At 59.1% G+C, this 17,474-nt stretch carries 13 protein-coding genes; 6 read left to right on the top strand and 7 right to left on the bottom strand.

Annotation, left to right across the window (positions count from 1 at the left end; all coding sequences use genetic code 11):
* Positions 1–64 precede the first annotated feature (64 nt).
* The 6 genes from INT39_RS17745 to INT39_RS17720 are packed head-to-tail and all read left to right on the top strand — an operon-like array spanning position 65 to position 6,871.
* Complete coding sequence (locus tag INT39_RS17745) at positions 65–1,024, top strand: AAA family ATPase (protein ID WP_193075336.1); 960 nt, start codon at positions 65–67, stop codon at positions 1,022–1,024.
* 9 nt (positions 1,025–1,033) lie between these two features.
* Positions 1,034–1,966: a DUF58 domain-containing protein gene (locus INT39_RS17740; RefSeq protein ID WP_193075335.1), complete on the top strand. Its 933-nt coding sequence runs from the start codon at positions 1,034–1,036 to the stop codon at positions 1,964–1,966.
* On the top strand, positions 1,966–2,430 hold the full coding sequence (locus INT39_RS17735) for a DUF4381 domain-containing protein (protein WP_193075334.1): 465 nt from the start codon (positions 1,966–1,968) through the stop codon (positions 2,428–2,430). The genes INT39_RS17740 and INT39_RS17735 overlap by 1 nt, the downstream gene beginning before the upstream one ends.
* Entirely contained in the window at positions 2,420–3,421 is a 1,002-nt protein-coding gene (locus tag INT39_RS17730) for a vWA domain-containing protein (RefSeq protein WP_226944872.1), read from the top strand. Before INT39_RS17735 ends, INT39_RS17730 begins: the two co-directional genes overlap by 11 nt.
* Entirely contained in the window at positions 3,414–5,213 is a 1,800-nt protein-coding gene (locus INT39_RS17725) for a VWA domain-containing protein (protein WP_193075333.1), read from the top strand. Before INT39_RS17730 ends, INT39_RS17725 begins: the two co-directional genes overlap by 8 nt.
* Positions 5,210–6,871 carry a BatD family protein gene (locus tag INT39_RS17720; RefSeq protein ID WP_193075332.1) on the top strand — a complete coding sequence of 554 codons (1,662 nt, stop codon included), beginning with the start codon at positions 5,210–5,212 and terminating at the stop codon, positions 6,869–6,871. Before INT39_RS17725 ends, INT39_RS17720 begins: the two co-directional genes overlap by 4 nt.
* Positions 6,872–7,098: 227 nt before the next feature.
* On the opposite strand, the gene INT39_RS17715 is transcribed toward INT39_RS17720, so the two are convergent.
* The 7 genes from INT39_RS17715 to INT39_RS17685 all read right to left on the bottom strand — a co-directional run bounded on the left by INT39_RS17715 (position 7,099) and on the right by INT39_RS17685 (position 17,445).
* Positions 7,099–9,450 (bottom strand): efflux RND transporter permease subunit, encoded by a 2,352-nt coding sequence (locus INT39_RS17715; protein ID WP_193075331.1) that lies wholly within the window; start codon positions 9,448–9,450, stop codon positions 7,099–7,101.
* A gap of 57 nt (positions 9,451–9,507) precedes the next feature.
* The gene (locus INT39_RS17710) at positions 9,508–10,671 is read right to left on the bottom strand and encodes a WD40/YVTN/BNR-like repeat-containing protein (protein WP_193075330.1); all 1,164 of its coding nucleotides are present in this window, start codon (positions 10,669–10,671) and stop codon (positions 9,508–9,510) included.
* A 184-nt stretch (positions 10,672–10,855) separates the two neighbouring features.
* The gene (locus tag INT39_RS17705; protein ID WP_193075329.1) at positions 10,856–13,234 is read right to left on the bottom strand and encodes an efflux RND transporter permease subunit; all 2,379 of its coding nucleotides are present in this window, start codon (positions 13,232–13,234) and stop codon (positions 10,856–10,858) included.
* 26 nt (positions 13,235–13,260) lie between these two features.
* A complete protein-coding gene (locus INT39_RS17700) occupies positions 13,261–13,485 on the bottom strand; it encodes a hypothetical protein (RefSeq protein WP_193075328.1) in 225 nt (74 codons plus the stop codon).
* A 192-nt stretch (positions 13,486–13,677) separates the two neighbouring features.
* A complete protein-coding gene (pepN, locus tag INT39_RS17695) occupies positions 13,678–16,329 on the bottom strand; it encodes an aminopeptidase N (RefSeq protein WP_193075326.1) in 2,652 nt (883 codons plus the stop codon).
* 10 nt (positions 16,330–16,339) lie between these two features.
* Positions 16,340–17,173: a DUF2797 domain-containing protein gene (locus INT39_RS17690; RefSeq protein ID WP_193075325.1), complete on the bottom strand. Its 834-nt coding sequence runs from the start codon at positions 17,171–17,173 to the stop codon at positions 16,340–16,342.
* A complete protein-coding gene (locus INT39_RS17685) occupies positions 17,173–17,445 on the bottom strand; it encodes a YeaC family protein (RefSeq protein WP_193075323.1) in 273 nt (90 codons plus the stop codon). The genes INT39_RS17690 and INT39_RS17685 overlap by 1 nt, the downstream gene beginning before the upstream one ends.
* Positions 17,446–17,474: the final 29 nt, after the last annotated feature.

Below are 17,474 nucleotides of genomic sequence, written 5' to 3'. Positions count from 1 at the left end.
CAGGCTTTTCGGTAAAGTGGCAATCACTGCAGGAAGAATCGGTCAGCCAAGGAATTCCATCACCATGTCCCATCGCGAGTCACTGCTCCAGCTGAAAGCCTTTATGGCTCAGCAGATATTCGGCCAGGAACAATTGATCGATCGCATGCTGATCTGCCTGCTCGCCGGCGGTCATGTGCTGGTCGAAGGCGCGCCCGGACTGGCCAAGACCAAGGCAATCAAAGTGTTGTCTGAAGGCATCGAGGCGGACTTTCATCGCATCCAGTTCACCCCCGATCTACTGCCGGCAGACATCACCGGCACCGAGATTTACCGCCCGGAAACAGCCAGCTTCAGCTTTCAACAGGGGCCGATCTTTCATCATCTGGTGCTGGCTGACGAGATCAACCGCGCTCCGGCCAAGGTGCAATCCGCATTGCTCGAAGCCATGGCCGAACAACAGGTGAGTATCGGCCGGGAAACCTGGCCGCTGCCGGAACTCTTCATGGTCATGGCCACGCAGAATCCCATCGAACAGGAAGGCACCTATCCGCTGCCGGAAGCGCAGCTGGATCGCTTCCTGATGCATGTCCGCATCGGCTTTCCCGATGCCGCACTGGAACGGCAGATCCTGCATCTGGCGCGCGGTGAAGCCAAGGGCTTCGAGCCGCGCATTGCCGAGCGGGTCAGTCAGGAATCGATTCTGGCGGCACGCCAGGAAGTGCTCGGTTTGTTCATGGCCGACGCGGTGGAGGAATACCTGATCCAGCTGATCATGGCGACCCGCCGACCCGAGCTGTACAACCCGCAACTGGCAGAATGGATTCAGCTCGGTGCCAGCCCCCGAGGCACCATAGCGCTGGACCGCTGCGCCCGCGCCCACGCCTGGCTGGCCGGTCGTGACTTTGTCAGTCCCGAAGATGTCCAGGCCATAGTGCATGATGTATTGCGCCACCGCCTGATGCTCAGCTTCGAGGCCGAAGCCGCCGGCATCGATGCCGACCGGGCTATTACCCTGCTGGTTGAATCCGTGGCGGTGGTCTGACCACAAACCATGACCGATTCCACTGTCTACGTCACCCTCGACGCATTGCTGGAGGCACGCCGCCACTGTCGTGAGCTGCCACTGTCTGGCAGACCCATGCACGCCGGGCGGCAGACAGGCCGACAGTTTTCGCGATTGCGCGGACGCGGTATCGACTTTGATCAAGTGCGCCTGTACCAGCCCGGCGACGACATTCGCAATATCGACTGGCGAGTGACGGCGCGCACCCGCAAGGCCCATACCAAGGTATTCAACGAAGAACGCGAACGCCCGATATTCGTCCTCTGTGAGCAAAGCAGTCGGATGTTCTTCGGCACTCAGCTATGTTTCAAATCGGTGCTGGCTGCGGAAGCCTGCGCCCTGATCGCCTGGATGGCGCTGGCCCACAATGACCGCATCGGCGGCATGGTCTTCGATGCCGAGCAGTGCCATGAAATTCGCCCGCGCCGCAGCCGCCTGGCGATTCTGCAGTTGTTGAACCGCCTGCTCAGCGGCAATCATGCCCTGCAACCTGGTACCGACTCAGCCACGCCAGGAGAACCCCTCAACCTGGCGCTACGGCACAGCCGCGAGGTGATTCGCCCCGGCAGCATCCTCTATCTGCTGTGTGACCACGCCGCGATTGACGGTCTGAGCCAGCCCCTGCTGAACGCTCTGGGCGCGCACAATGATCTGGTCCTGTTACCGATATTCGACCCTCTGGAAGCCAGCCTGCCCAGCAGCCCTGCCCTGGAGTTCGTGCAGAACCAGCACCGCCTGACACTGAACACCACCGACACCGCCTTGCGCGAGGCCTGGGCTGGCCAGTTTCTGACTCGCCAGCAAGGCTGGCAGCAACTGGCCAGTCGCTTGCGCTGCGGCCTGCAACCGCTGGACACCAGTCGCACGCCGATCGAACAACTCCGCCAGCTGCTGAGCACCCATGCGCGGAGGCGTCACTGATGGAAGAATCACTGTATACCCAGCTGACTCATCCCGCCTCACCGCCGGCCGTATCCTGGTGGCCACCCGCGATCGGCTGGTGGTTGCTCGGCTGCACGGTATTGCTTCTGGTACTGCTAATACCCTGGCTGCTGCGCTATGCGCGGCGTCGGAAACGACGGCTGAATCGCCGCTCTCGGCAGATGCTGGCCGACATATCAGCGACACTGCCGGACGCCCAATGGTTGGCAGCCATCAATATCAGCATCAAACAACGGCTGAAGCAACGCGGTAACGACGCTGCCACACGCTTGTTCGGCGAAGCCTGGCTCGACTTTCTGTGCAGCCGCTCGCCCGACGTCCAACGACAAGCCCTCCAGCCGCTGGCTGCCGATCTGTACCGACCGCACATCGAGCTGACCCGGGCGCAGCGCCAGGCACTGCTCGCAGAAGTGCGCCGCTGGATGCGACACGATGATGTTTGAGTTCCACTGGCCTCTGTGTTTTCTGCTGCTGCCGCTGCCCTGGCTGTACCGGCGTTTTCTGCCCGCTGCCAATACCCGCTCCGCAGCATTGCAGGTCAGTTTCATGGATCGTCTGGAAGCGCTGCGACCACTCTCTCCCCAACACAGCAGTCCGGGGCGAAAATGGCCTTATCTGGTGGTCTGGGCATTGCTGGTCAGCGCCGCAGCCCGCCCCGAGCTGCTCGGTGAGACCCTCCCCACGCCGGTCACCGGCCGGGACATGATGCTGGCGCTGGATCTGTCCGGCAGTATGGAATTTCAGGACATGCAGCTGGACGGCGTAGAGGTCAATCGACTGGTACTGGTCAAGCACCTGCTCGGCGAGTTTGTCGACCGTCGCCGCGGCGACCGGCTGGGGCTGATCCTGTTTGGTACCCAGGCCTATGTACAGGCGCCACTGACCCATGACCGACAAGCCGTCCGCGAATGGCTGGAAGAAAGCTTCATCGGACTTGCCGGCCGGGAAACCGCCATCGGCGATGCCATCGGCCTGGCAATCAAACGGCTGCTGGATGAGCCTGCAGCAAGCCGGGTTCTCATCCTGATCACCGACGGTGCCAATACCGCTGGCACCGTCACCCCGTTGCGCGCGGCCCGGCTGGCTGCCGAACACCAGATACGCATCTTCACTATAGGCGTTGGCGCCGATACCCAGGCCCAGGACAATACCACCGCCAGCTTGTGGGGATTGCAGTTCGACCCGTCCATCGAACTGGATGAAGGCAGCCTGAAGGAAATTGCCCTGATCACTGACGGCGCCTATTTCCGTGCGCGTAACGAGGCTGATCTGCAGGCCATCTACCAACGCCTGGACCAACTGGAACCGGCTTTGCGTGATGGCCTGCCCGACCGTCAGACTACACCGCTGTACCCTTGGCCGCTGGGCCTGGCACTGGTATTGAGCCTGATGCTCTCTGGCAATGTCATCCGCCGGAGCCGCCGCCATGCCTGATCTGTTCGGTTTATCCTTCGCGCGCCCGCTGTGGCTGCTGACTCTGCTTCCGGCAATGGTCGTGTTGGTGCTCCTCTATCAACGCGGCTGGCGCCGCTCTGGCTGGGAACAACTGCTGCCCGCCCGGTTGCATGGCTGGTTATTGCAACAGCATCCGGGAGGCAGTCACGCCTGGCGTTTTATCGCCCTCGGGCTCACATGGACGCTGGCCATACTGGCGCTGGCCGGTCCCGTGGTGAACAGCGTCGGCGAACCCCGACGCCTGTCGGATAACGCGCTGGTCATCGTTCTGGACGTCTCCCGCAACATGCTGTCCGATGATCTTGCGCCCAACCGTCTGCAGCGCGCCAAACACAAGATCCGCACAGTGATGCAGGACTACCCCGACACTCAGCTGGCATTAGTTGCCTTCGCCGGCAGCGCCCACCGGGTGACGCCTCTGAGCCAGGACCGCGATACCATGAACAGCCTGCTGGCAGCACTGGAACCCGACATCATGCCGGCCGACGGGCAGAACGTGGATCTGGGCCTGACTCTGGCCCGGCAGATGCTTGCAGAGCAGCCCCAGAGCCGTTCGCAGGTACTCCTGCTGACCAGCGGACTCGACACCGCAGAACGCGACGCATTGGCCAGACATGCACGGGAACTCGGCGGGCAGCTGGCAATTCTCGGCATTGGCACCTCCGCCGGTGCCCCCGTGCCTTTGCCGGAAGGCGGTTTCATGCGTGACAGCGAAGGCCGAATTCTCCTGCCCCGGCTCAACACTCAGCAGCTGGCCGCGGTAGCTCGCCAGCACGGCAGTCGCTACCACGGTCTCAGCATCGGCAATCGTGACCTGGACTATCTGCTGCTGCGCCCACATATCGATGCCAGTACCCATACCAGCGAGCGTCGTCTACCAGTAGATCAGGGTCACTGGCTGGTATTGCTGCTGTTACCCCTGGCCGCTCTCGGCGCCCGACGCGGTTGGTTAGGTGTACTGCTGATTGCCACGTTATTACCACCCCCGGCTCAGGCCTTCAGTTGGGCAGACCTATGGCAACGTCCCGATCAACAGGCCATGCAACTGCTGGAACAGCAGCAACCCGATGCCGCTGCCAAACGTTTTGTTGATCCCGCCTGGCGCGCCTGGGCGCTATACCAGGCAGGTCATTATCAGCAGGCAGCCGATGCCTGGGCAGAACTGGCCGGCATCGAGCCCGACAACCCGGATCATCATTTCAACCGGGGCACAGCCCAGGCCATGGCTGGGCAATACCCACAGGCGCTGGAGTCCTACGAACAAGCCCTTACCCGCGCACCCGAGCATGCTGCCGCCCGCCATAACCGAGGCATCATCGAAGCGCTGCTGGAAAAGTTGCGACAGCAGCAGGCAGAGCAACAAGACAACCAAGGCGACCCCAGCAACGCGAGTAATGCAGCTCAACAATCCGCCTCCAGCACCAATGGCAACGGCGGCAGCGAGTCAGCGGCTACCGCAGCGCCATCGAACGGCAATGGCGAAGCAGCAAATGACAGTGGTGAGGCCGCCGGCCTTTCCGGCCCTGCGACAGACAGTGCAACCACGGGCAGCCCACTGACTGACCTCGGCAGCTCTTCCTCGGGAGCGCAACCAGGAACGACCGAAACGACCGAGAGTCAAGACCAGGGGAGCCCTGACGAACCTCGCGGCGCTCTCGAACAACAACAGGCACTGCAACAATGGCTGAGGGATATTCCGGACGATCCGGCTGAGTTGTTGCGGCGCAAATTTCTATATCAACATCTGCAGCAACAGGAGTCGCCGCGATGATCAGATTCATAACCTTTTGCCTGCTGACCCTATTCAGCCAGCTGGCACATGCCACACTCGAAGCCAGCGTCGACCGCACCCGGCTGGTCGAAGGCGAAGCCCTGGAACTCACCCTGGAAACCCCCTCGGCCAGCCGCATGAGCGAGGTGGACCTGAGCCCGCTGCAGGAGCACTTCGAGATACAGCGCACCCGCCAGCTGAGCCTGGTCAGCCAGATTGATGGCAAGACCACACCGGTGACACGCTGGGTGGTCACACTGCAACCGCTGCGAACCGGTTTCATTGTCATCCCGCCCATCAGCCTGGGGGCCTCGGCGAGCCAGCCCATCAGCCTGCAGGTATTATCGGCAGCGCAGGCCGCCAGCGACAGCGGCGCGCAGCTGGCACCGGTGTTCATCGACAGTGAAGTGGATATCGAAACACCTTACGTGCAGGCACAGATGCTGCTGACCCTGCGGATCTATCACTCGGTCTCGCTGTTCGACGACTCCACACTCAGCGGCCTGGATATCCCCCAGGCACGGGTGGAAAGCCTGGGTCCCCCGCGTCATTTCGAGCGCCTGATGAATGGGGTACGGCACGGCGTGATCGAGATGCGCTACGCCATCTTCGCCCAGCAAAGCGGTGAACTGGAGATACCTTCGCAGCTGTTCAGCGCTACCGTTCTCCAGCCAACCAATGGCACTGACCGCTTCTCAGCCCGTACCGGGAAGCTCATTCAGGTCCGCTCGCCGAGCATTACCCTGCAGGTAAAGCCAGTGCCTGACAGCTATCCTGCAGGCGTTCCATGGATACCGGCCTCAGCGCTGAGTCTGAGCCAGACCTGGCAACCCGACCCAGGCATAGACCTGCTCAGCGGCGAGCCCCTGACCCGCACGCTGATCCTGGAAGCGGACGGTCTGACTGCCAGCCAGCTGCCGGTCTTGCAGAGCCTGTCGGGAGACGCCGACAGCGATCTGCGCCAATACGCTGATCAGCCGCGACTGGAAAGCCGGATCAATGACACCGGGATACACAGCGCGCGCCATGACAGTGCCGCGCTGGTCGCCCTGCAGGAGGGCTCCTATACCCTGCCGCAGGTGGTGGTCAACTGGTGGAATACGGCTGAAGATCGTCTGGAAATTACCACCCTGGATGCGGTAACGCTGAATGTCAGCCGCAGCGGGGACTATCCCGAGGTCAGCGGTCCCCTCCACTTCCAGACAAGCGAACCCGTTCTGCTCTGGCCCTGGCAGCTGGCAACCGCCCTGCTGCTGCTGGCATTGGCGGCCAGCCTGTATTACCTGCGCCGCGCTCATCGGGTACTGGCCGAGTACCGTCTGCCAGAAGCCGAAGAGGATCTGGACGACGCAACCCAGGACAACCCATTGGCTGACCTGCAAGCTGCCTGCCGCACCAACCAACCAGCGGAAGCACGCAAAGCTCTGGAGACCTGGGCTCGCCAGCAGCATGGCGAAGGCCTGATGGGCCTCGCACACAACTATCTGGAGCTGGAAGAAGCACTCGACGACCTCAACGCCTGTCTGTTCGGCCGCGCCCACCACACCTGGCGCGGCAAACCCTTGTGGCGCGCCGTCCGCATGGTCATCCAAAGCCGCCGCCGCGAGGCCGAAGAAGAGCAGACAACAAAACCCGAAGGCCTGTATCCGGAAGTCTAAACTCCAACCCGGCCCCCGGACGCTGGAGCGTCCACGGCGCGGTTCCCACGCTGGAGCGTGGGAACCATCAGTTGACTGAGCCTTGCGTCCAACTCCTGCAGCAGCACCACTGCCAACCTGGGCGCAGGCTCCCACTCAACACCAGATAACTCTGCCCCCGCCTGCCTGCCTCAAACCAAAAAGGCCGCACGGTTTCCCGGGCGGCCTTTGGTCTTGCCTGACATTTCTCAGCTGCGCATTTTCTCCGGGCGCAGCAGGAATCGCGCCAGCGCTGGCAGCAGCCAGAGGGCGCCGAACATGTTCCACAGGAACATGAAGGTCAGCAGAATCCCCATGTCAGCCTGGAACTTGATCGCCGAGAAGATCCAGGTTGCCACCCCGATCGCCAGGGTGAAGCCGGTGAAAGTCACCGCCTTGCCCGTTGTCTTCAGGGTTTCATAGTAGGCTTCCTGCAGCGGCATGCCCTGACGCAGGTAAGTCTCCAGTCGGCTGTAGATATAGATCCCGTAGTCGACCCCGATCCCCACACCCAGGGCGATAACCGGCAAGGTTGCCACCTTCACGCCAATGCCAAGGAAGGCCATCAGTGCGTTGGCCAAAACCGAGGTCAATGCCAGCGGAATGATGATACAGAGCACCGCGCGGATCGAACGGAAGGTTATCAGACACATCAGGATAACCACCGCATACACGGTAATCAGCATCTTCAGCTGGGATTTCTCGATCACCACGTTGGTTGCGGCTTCGATACCGGCATTACCGGCAGCCAACTTGAAGGTGATGTTATCGGTGTTGTATTCCTCGGCAAACTCCTCCACCGCCGCGGTAGCACGAGTCAGCGTATCGGCCTTGTGGTCATTGAGGAAGATCATCACCGGAGCAAGCGAGCAGCTGGCATTGAACATGCCATCCGGCGCTCGGCTGATCGCGGTGTTCAGGTTATCCTGGTTCCGCGACAGCGCCTGCCATTTCAGGCTGCCCTCGTTGTTACCCATGATCACCTGCTTGGCCACGGTCACCAGCGACACTGCGGACTGCACACCTGCCAGGTTGCTCATGCGCCATTCCAGCTGGTCGATGGCTTCCATGGTTTCGTAGGCCGAGCACATTTCCGGCGGCGTACTGACCATGACCACCAATACATCGGAACTGGTCGAATAATTGCTGATGATGAACTCGTTATCCAGGTTGTAGCGCGAATCCGCACGCAACTCCGGCGCCCCCGGATCCAGATCACCGATCTCGACATTCTTGCCGTAGTAGATACCGAAGCCGAAGGCCAGAATCGCCAGCAGTACCGAAATTGGCGCAACTGCCGGATGGGCGAAGCCGGAAACGAACCGCCACAGTTTCTGTGGACGTGAAACCAGATCCCGGTTACGCCGGATTGCACTCTTGCTGATACCGACGTAAGACATCAGGATCGGCAACAGCATCAGGTTGGTCAGGATGATCACAGCCACACCAACGGAGGCGGCAATACCCAGCTCGCGGATGACTTCGATCTCGATCAGCAGCAAGGTCACAAAGCCAACCCCATCCGACACCAGCGCTACGATCCCTGGGATATACAGGGAACGGAAGGCTCGCCGGGCCGCGGTGTAGGCATCCTCAGCGCCAGCATATTCGATCGCCATGGCGTTGATAATCTGCACCCCGTGGGAGATACCGATGGCGAACACCAGGAACGGCACCAGAATCGAATAGGGATCCAGACCGAAGCCCAGGGTATGTAGCAGACCAAGCTGCCAGATCACCGCAGTCACCGAACAGATCAGGGTGATAAGCGAGCTTTTTACACAGCGGGTAAAAATCAGCAACAGAACGAAGGTGATCAGCAAAGCAGCAGCGAAGAACATCACCACCTTCATGATGCCGTCGATCAGATCACCAACTTTCTTGGCAAAGCCGATGATATGAATACTGATATTCGGGTTTTCGTTCTGGAACTCGCTACGGATCTTTTCTTCCAGAAGGCGAGAAAACTCACCATAGTCCAGGCTGATCTGCTCGGCCTGGTTATCCGGGTTGGGATAGGATCCCTGCAGCGGCACATCGATGATCGTGGACTTGAAGTTGTTCGCCACCAGTCGACCAATCTCCCCGGACTTGAGGATATTGGTACGCAGTTCATCAAGATCTTCTGCACTCAGGTAGGCTGGTCGGCTGGCAACCGGGCCACCGTCGAAACCGTATTCGGTCACTTCGGTCCAGCGCACGTTCGGCGTCCACAGCGAACGCAGATTGGCACGATCTACGCCGGGCAGGAAGAACACCTCGTCATTGATACGCTTGAGCGTTTCCATGTACTCGGTGGAAAAGATATCACCATCCTTGATCGCCACTGCAATGCGGATGGAGTTGCCCAGATTACCCATGTCGCTCTGGTGTTCGAGCATATTGATAATGTAGGGATGCTCGAGAGGAATCATCTTCTCAAAGCTGGTGACCGGGCGAACCTGTGCAGCCTGAAAGCCTAAAAAGACAGTCAATGCAGCAAAGATCAACAACATGATCAGTCGGTTATTGAAGATGATCCGTTCAATAAATGGAACGGTCTCCTGATGGTGCTTGGACATCCAGACTCTCCTGGCCTTAGTTCTTCTTTTAAGCAATCGTCAGTTGAATGCTGTGTATTATTCTTCTACAACGGGTGGCTCCGGCAAGGTCAGAGCGGTACCGCCGGCAGCCGACAGCCCCTGCTCATCCGCTTTCACTACACCCCGTTGGCCGACCAGCAGAATGCCCCCATCCTGCAGACCGGTCGCGTTGGCCAGTGCAACGCGGTCCGGCCGCACGGTCACTTTGAAACTGCGCCCAGCGTCATCGCTGGTGGCAACCACGCCACCGACGCCAACCACGATCAGGCGGCCGTCCGCAGCCAGTTGACCGCCTGCCAGCGTAGCCTCCAGGGGTCCATTGTTCGGCGTCAGCAGTTCAACCTGTTCCCAGGTATCGCCGAAATCGCTGGAGCGATACATGTTGCCACGCAGCCCCCAGGCCAATACGCCACCCGCCTCACCGGTACTGGAAACGCCGAACCAGGAACCGTCATAGGGCATGTCGGTCAGGGTTTCCCAGGTATCTCCGAAATCGGCGGAACGATACATGGTGCCCATCTCGCCCACCAGGAACAGACCGCTGTCCTTGACGGCAGTCATTGCGTTGTAGTGGAAGCCATCGGGGTTATCGATATCAAAAGAAGCATCTTCCCAGGTCTGACCGCCGTCTTCAGTACGCAGGAACAGGCCATAGGCGCCGACGGCGAAGCCGGTCTGGAGATCGCGGAACCAGATATCCATGAGTGGTTTTTCAAGGAAGCCGAAACCCTCATCCGGCGCATCGATTTCCGGGTCGCGGTATTGCACCGTCCAACTTTCGCCAGCGTCGGCGGTGTGCAGGATCAGCGAGTCATGACCGACTGCCCAGCCGTTACGCTCATCAACGAATTCCACTGCGGTGAGCAGCTGGCGAGTGGGGGCCGGGGCCTGCAGCCAGCTGCCACCCTGGTCATCGGAATAGACGATATGGCCGCGCGAACCGACGGCAACCAGGCGCTGACCTGCCTGCTCGATATCAAGCAGCAGCGATTTGCTGGATTTGAGCGAAATGATGGCAGGCTTGAGATCTTCGTTGGCAACATCCTGTGCCATGGCGAAGGATGCGCTGCCAAGCAGTGCGCCAGATAGACCCAGCGCCATGATGATTTTACGTGACAGTGCGGTAGTGATTCCTTTATCCGGCTGTTCTGCACCAGCCTGTTTAAAGGATGAAACGCGCCAGGAATTTGGCTCGTGCATAGTCCTTCCCCTTTGTTCTTATAGATCACTCTGCCCATTGGCATGTCTCCCGATATTATCGGGGTTTGACAAGCCGCGCCAACGGGCCTTGGTTATCTTTTGTTAATCATGCCAATGATACAGCGGTGACGCCCCATCCTTGCAGATAGGCGCCACAGCCATGTTTTTCTCCGAAAATACCAACTCAATGCTGCATGGAAGAAGGTTTACTGTTACGCACCTTTTCCGGATTGACTAGGAAGCGTGCCAGCGCCGGCAACAAGAGCATGGCGCCAAACATGTTGACGATGAACATGAAGGTCAGCATCAACCCCATGTCTGCCTGGAACTTGATGGCAGAAAAGATCCAGGTCGCCACACCGATGGCCAGACACAGACCGGTGAACAGCACGGCCTTGCCCGTGGAACGCAGCGTCTGATAGTAGGCTTCCTGGAGCGGCATGCCAGCTCGCAGGAAACTCTCCAGCCGACTGTATATGTAGATACCGTAATCCACACCGATCCCCACCCCCAGCGCAATCACCGGCAGCGTGGCGACTTTCATACCGATCCCCAGGAATGCCATCAGCGCGTTCCCCAATACCGACGTCAGAATCAGCGGCAACACGATACAGATGGTCGCCGAGATTGAGCGGAAGGTGAACAGACACATCAGTCCTACCCAGACATAGACCAACACCAGAATGGTCAACTCCGACGTCGAGATGATCTCATTGGTCGCCGCTTCGATACCCGCATTACCCGAGGCAAGCTTGAACTTCAGGGTGTCGGTATCGTAGTCGGCAGCGAATGCCTTGACCTCATCGGTAGCCCGCTTGAGCGTATCCGCCTTGTGGTCGTTGAGATACACCAGCACCGGCGCCAGCGAACAGGCGCTATTGAACATCCCCTCAGGTGCACGACTGATTGCGGTGTTCAGGTTGTCCTGGTTTCGCGACAAGGCCTGCCATTTCAGGTTGCCCTCGTTGTTACCCATGATCACCTGCTTGGCCACAGTCACCAACGATACCGTCGACTGCACACCTGCCAGGTTGCTCATGCGCCACTCCAGCTGATCGATGGCTTCCATCGTTTCGTAGGATGAACACATCTCCATCGGGGTTTCCACCATCACCACCAGAATGTCCGAACTGGTGGAGTAGTTGCTGATGATGAAATCGTTATCCAGGTTGTAGCGCGAATCCGCGCGCAGCTCCGGCGCGCCCGGGTCCAGGTCGCCGATTTGCAGATTGGCCTTCTGGTAAAGAAAACTGCCGACACCGGCAATCAGCGCTACAACCACAATCACCGGCGCCAACCGCGGGTGCGCAACGTTCGACAACACACGCCAGAAGCCATGCTCACGCACCGCATCACGCTTACTGCGCTCTATTGCGCGCTTGCTGATGCCCATGTAGGAAATGGCCACCGGCAACATGATCAGGTTGGTGAAGACAATTACCGCAACGCCAAGCGAGGCGCCAATGGCCAGCTCATGGATAACGCCGATATCCAGAATCAGCAGCGCAATAAAGCCGACCGCATCAGCCAGAATCGCAATCATGCCCGGCAGGAACAATTGCCGGAAAGTGCGGCGCGCCGCCATCAATGCGTTGTCGGCACCACCGGACTGCAGGGCAATCCCATTGATCTTCTGCACGCCATGGGAAATACCGATGGCAAAAATGAGGAACGGCACCAGCATTGAATAGGGATCAAGCCCGAAACCGACCAGATGGATCAGACCCAGCTGCCAGATCACTGCAATCAAGGTAGTGACCAGTACCGAGATGGTGCTGCGGATACACCAGGTAAACCAGTACAGGAGCACGAAGGTGATGGCCACCGCCACCGCGAAGAACAGCGTCACCGCCATCAGACCATCAATCAGATCACCGACCTTCTTGGCGAAACCAATGATGTGAATCTGAATGTTCGGGTTTTCACCCTGAAACTCGTTACGGATCTTCTTTTCCAGCATGTCCGAGAACTGACCGTAATCCAGGCGAATGAGCTCGGACTGGTTTTCCGGGTTGGGATAGTATTCCTGCAGCGGGACTTCAATGATGCTGGACTTGAAGTTATTCGCCACCAGGCGACCTATTTCACCGGATTTGAGCACGTTGACCCGCAGCTCATTGAGATCATCCTCGGTCTCATAGGCTGGCTGGCTGGCTACCGGCCCACCGTCGAAACCATACTCGGTGACCTCGGTCCAGCGCACGTTAGGCGTCCACAATGAGCGCAGGCCCGCTCGGTTCACACCCGGCAGAAAGAAGACTTCATCATTGATTCGCTTCAGCGTCTCCATGTATTCGCTGGAGAAGATGTCGCCTTCCTTGATGGAAACCGCGATACGGATGGAGTTACCCAGGGTGGCAAGATCATCCTGATGCTCGATCATATTGACGATGTAGGGATGTTCGAGCGGAATCATCTTCTCAAAACTGGTATCGGGCCTGACCTTGCTGGCCTGATAACCGAGAAAGAGGGTCACCAGTGCGAACAGTACTACGACCGTCAACCGGTGATTGAAAACCAGACGCTCCATGAAGGTAGCTTCTTCCTGATCATTCTGAGACATCCAGATACTCCTGGGCGTTGTAATTGTTATTTATTGAGCAGGGAAACGGCATAGGAAAAAACGCCCGACCAACCGGTGGCAAGCTGGATCAGACAGGCACAGAAACACAGGAACGCCGCATACAGCGCAGCACTCAGCCTATGGATACAGAATGAATAAATACTCGAAGGGAAACCAGCCCCACTGGAGTGATATCTATCACTGTCGCGGAACAGCGCGGCGCAAACCTGATCCATCAGGAAATGACGCATTCAAGACCCCTTGTTGTTATTGGTCACCCAGGATCGTCGGGTGATTTATATTAGGGCGAATCAGGTGCATCACCAATGCCTGATCAGTAATCTTTTGTAATCAGCACAGCATAATCAACAAAACAGGATTTTGTCTTATTCTGCCACACGGTGGACCGCCAGGCGACGGCTCATCGTGCAGCAGAATCGGCATCATGCCAACGACTTGCTCACCACCTCATATACATCGGTGGACAGATCTTCGCAGGCGAGAATGCGCGCCAACTCGGCCTTCATCAAGCCTTGGCGCGATTCGTCGAACTTACGCCAGCGCGTCAGCGGCGTGAGCATCCGCGAAGCAATCTGCGGATTGAGACGGTTCAGCTCAATGATCTGGTCCGCCACGAAGCGGTAACCTTCCCCATCGGCACGATGAAAGTTGGCCAGGTTCTGATTGGCAAAGGCACCGATCACCGCCCGCACCTTGTTCGGGTTGCGGATATTGAATGCTGGATGCGCCATCAATGCATGCACCCGCTCCAGGCCACCCGGCAACGGACTGCCAGCCTGAATACCGAACCACTGATCCATGACCAGCGGATAATCGCTCCAGCGCTGGGCGAAGTCTTCCAGAGCAGCCTGCTTCTGCTGCTCATGGGGCGAATTGACCAGCGCCACCAACGCCGCCTGACGGTCGGTCATGTTGCCGGCTTCGACAAACTGCTGCACACAGGCAGAGAGCGACTCCGGCGACTCAGTCAGCATCAGATAGCCGAGCAGTGTGTTGCGCAGACTGCGCCGCGCCATGGACGCAGCATCAGCGCTGTAGCTGCCGCCGCCATCGCCCAGCTGGCGGAATCGCGACCACATGACATCGGCCAACGCCGTCGCCAGCTCCCTGCGCACCCATTCGCGCACGTGATGGATGGCGTCCACATCAGCCACCTCAGCCAGCTCGATAAGATAGGCCTCGGATGGCAGGCGCAGTATCTCGGCTACCATCGCCGAATCCAACGCAGTATCTTCCAGAACCGCACGGTGCACATCCAGCAGACGCTGATCCAGCATCAACGGGCGACCGGCCTGATGAATCTCGATCAACCCCTGCAGCACGTCCACCGCCAACGACTGTGCGGCTTCCCAACGGTTGAAACCATCCGGATCGTGCATCGCCAGGAATACCCGATCATCCCGCGAGTAGGGGTAGATCAGTTTCACTGGCGCCGAAAAATCGCGCAGCAGCGACGGCAGCGGCTCCTCGGTCAGGTTTTCAAAAACGAACAGCTGCTCAGCCTCAGTCACCGCCAATACGGTTTCAGTGCCTCTGCCCTGCTCTTCACCGGCCAGCTGCAGCGGCATTTCCCGACCCTCGGCATCCAGAAGTGCCATGCGCAGCGGAATCACGAAGGGCTGTTTTTCCGACTGTCCGGGGGTTGTCGGGCAGCTCTGCCGGCACAGCAGATGGAAGGTAGAGGTCGCGGCATCATAGCGGCTGTCGACCTGCAGCACCGGCGTACCGGCCTGACTGTACCAACGTTTGAACTGGCTGAAGTCCACGCCATTGGCATCTTCCAGCGCAGCGATAAAGTCATCGCAGGTCACTGCCTGGCCGTCGTGGCGATCGAAATACAGATCCGTACCCTTGCGAAAGCCTTCAGCGCCCAGCAGAGTGTGCAGCATGCGCACCACTTCGGCACCCTTCTCATAGATAGTCAGGGTGTAGAAGTTGGAGATTTCGATGAAGGAGTCAGGCCGCACCGGGTGCGCCATGGGGCCAGCGTCTTCGGCAAACTGGTTGGCACGCAGGAAGGTCACATCTTCAATACGTTTGACCGTGCGTGAATTCATGTCGGCGCTGAACTCGGCATCCCGGAATACCGTCAAGCCCTCCTTCAACGACAGCTGAAACCAATCGCGGCAGGTGACGCGGTTGCCGGACCAGTTGTGAAAATACTCGTGCGCCACCACCGCTTCCACTCGCTGGAAGGCCATGTCAGTGGCGGTATTCGGATGGGCCAGCACACAGCTGGAGTTGAAGATATTCAACCCCTTGTTTTCCATGGCGCCCATATTGAAGTCGTTCACCGCGACGATCATGAAGATGTCCAGATCGTATTCACGGCCATAGACTTCCTCATCCCAGCGCATGGAACGCTTGAGGCTGTCCATGGCATGCGCACATTGCTCGCGGTTCTCGGGCTCGACGTAGATACGCAGCTCGACTTCCCGGCCACTCATGGTGGTGAAACTGTCATCGATGCGGTACAGATCGCCGGCCACCAGCGCGAACAGGTAGGCCGGTTTGGGGAAGGGGTCTTCCCAGGTAGCCCAGTGCCGGCCGCCTTCGTGCTCGCCGCTGGCAATCAGGTTGCCATTGGACAAGAGCACCGGGTAGGCCCCGCGCTCCGCCATCACCGTGGTGGTGAAACGGCTCATGACATCCGGGCGGTCCAGGTAGTAGGTGATCTTGCGAAAGCCTTCGGCTTCGCACTGAGTGCAAAACATGCCGCCGGACTTGTACAGCCCCTCCAGCGCGGTATTGTTCTGCGGCTCGATACGCGTGGTGATCGCCAGCTCGAATTCGCGCGCCAGCGGCTGCAGGGTCAGACTGTTGTCATCCACCTGATAGGCGTCCGCCGCCAGGCTCTCATCATCCAGCGCCACGCTCTGCAGCGTCAGCTCCTGACCGTGCAACATCAGCGGTGGCAGTACGCCCTCCCCCTCAGCATTGACGCGCATCGCCAGGCGACTGTGCACCAGGGCATGATCCTCGAATAACTCGAAGGTCAGGTGGGTTTCATCAATCAGGTAATCGGGCTGCTTGTAGTCCGTGAGGTGGATGGCCGTGGGTTGTTCTGTACGCATGAAGGACTCCTCAGGACACACTGAAAGCCAGAGTGTAGGACGTGTATTTGCGAATATTGATGACAGCGGTATCCAGCAACAGATATTGACCTTTGATCCCCAGCAAGGTGCCTTCCAGAACCGGCTCCTTGTCGAGGTTGGCCGACTGCGGCTTGGCACTGTATTCCAGCACCGGGTAGCGGATATCCTGCACTTGAGCATCCGGCAGCGGCTGAATGGCCTGCAGCCCGAAACGCGCCTGCAACGCCTCAAGGCCGTCGCGGGCCCCGCCCAGCAGACGGTCGCGCTCGGCCAGCAGGTCGATCGGCTCCGGCTCACCGCGCAACAGCGCACGCCAGTTGGTCTTGTCAGCCACATTCTGGCGCAGCAGGTCTTCCACGAGCCCCGATTGTTGACGGGTCGCTACCCGTAGAATCGGCAGCGCCTGGCTCGCACCCTGGTCTATCCAGCGCGTGGGAATCTGCGTGGCACGGGTGATACCGACCTTCAGGCCCGAAGAGTTGGCCAGATAGACGATATGGTCAGTCATGCAGAACTGTTCACCCCAGGCTGGCTCACGGCAGGTATTCAGCTCGTAATGGCAGCGCTCTGGGCTGACGATGCAGATATCACAGCTCGCCAACTTGGTCATGCAGGGATAGCAGTGGCCCTGACTGTAGCTTTTCTTGGTACGGCGGCCGCAGTGCAGGCAATGGATTTCGCCCAGCGCCTGCAAGCGTATCGTGCGACCCAGCAGTTCGTTCAGAGGGATCTGCTGCTCGCCCAATGGCAAGCTGTAATTGACCGGTTCATCCAGGGCCCCGAGCAGCTTGCGGATGCTGCCTTCACCACTGATGAACGCCATCAGTGCAGGGTGCCTTTGGCCGGCTCAAACAAGGAGGCATCCAGATTGGCGGGGGCCTTCGCCTGAGACTTGCAGGTCTGGCCGATATAACCGGTGCGCTGCTCTTCCGGCAGGTTTTCCATTTCCCAGGTAATGATCGCCTGCATGCACAGCTCCTTCTGCTCCGGTGTCAGCTTGCGGCCATCCGACCACTTGCCCAGCTCTATGGCCTGCTTGAGGCTCTCGTACACCTCGGGCGAGATATTGCGCAGCATGTCGATAAAGGTATTCATGACTTCTCCGGAAAACAGATTCGATAAAC

It is taken from the genome of Pseudomonas sp. FME51 (assembly GCF_014897305.1).
The sequence above is the reverse complement of the archived record's forward strand: the minus strand, read 5'-3'. Positions and strand labels throughout refer to the sequence as shown.

What these genes read in the sequence shown, in the direction of transcription:
- INT39_RS17705 (WP_193075329.1), bottom strand. Translation starts at nt 13,234, where the DNA reads ATGTCTCAGAATGATCAGGAAGAAGCTACCTTCATGGAGCGTCTGGTT.
- INT39_RS17690 (WP_193075325.1), bottom strand. Translation starts at nt 17,173, where the DNA reads ATGGCGTTCATCAGTGGTGAAGGCAGCATCCGCAAGCTGCTCGGGGCC.
- INT39_RS17685 (WP_193075323.1), bottom strand. Translation starts at nt 17,445, where the DNA reads ATGAATACCTTTATCGACATGCTGCGCAATATCTCGCCCGAGGTGTAC.
- INT39_RS17740 (WP_193075335.1), top strand. Translation starts at nt 1,034, where the DNA reads ATGACCGATTCCACTGTCTACGTCACCCTCGACGCATTGCTGGAGGCA.
- INT39_RS17725 (WP_193075333.1), top strand. Translation starts at nt 3,414, where the DNA reads ATGCCTGATCTGTTCGGTTTATCCTTCGCGCGCCCGCTGTGGCTGCTG.
- INT39_RS17730 (WP_226944872.1), top strand. Translation starts at nt 2,420, where the DNA reads ATGATGTTTGAGTTCCACTGGCCTCTGTGTTTTCTGCTGCTGCCGCTG.
- INT39_RS17720 (WP_193075332.1), top strand. Translation starts at nt 5,210, where the DNA reads ATGATCAGATTCATAACCTTTTGCCTGCTGACCCTATTCAGCCAGCTG.
- INT39_RS17715 (WP_193075331.1), bottom strand. Translation starts at nt 9,450, where the DNA reads ATGTCCAAGCACCATCAGGAGACCGTTCCATTTATTGAACGGATCATC.
- pepN (WP_193075326.1), bottom strand. Translation starts at nt 16,329, where the DNA reads ATGCGTACAGAACAACCCACGGCCATCCACCTCACGGACTACAAGCAG.
- INT39_RS17710 (WP_193075330.1), bottom strand. Translation starts at nt 10,671, where the DNA reads ATGCACGAGCCAAATTCCTGGCGCGTTTCATCCTTTAAACAGGCTGGT.
- INT39_RS17745 (WP_193075336.1), top strand. Translation starts at nt 65, where the DNA reads ATGTCCCATCGCGAGTCACTGCTCCAGCTGAAAGCCTTTATGGCTCAG.
- INT39_RS17700 (WP_193075328.1), bottom strand. Translation starts at nt 13,485, where the DNA reads ATGCGTCATTTCCTGATGGATCAGGTTTGCGCCGCGCTGTTCCGCGAC.
- INT39_RS17735 (WP_193075334.1), top strand. Translation starts at nt 1,966, where the DNA reads ATGGAAGAATCACTGTATACCCAGCTGACTCATCCCGCCTCACCGCCG.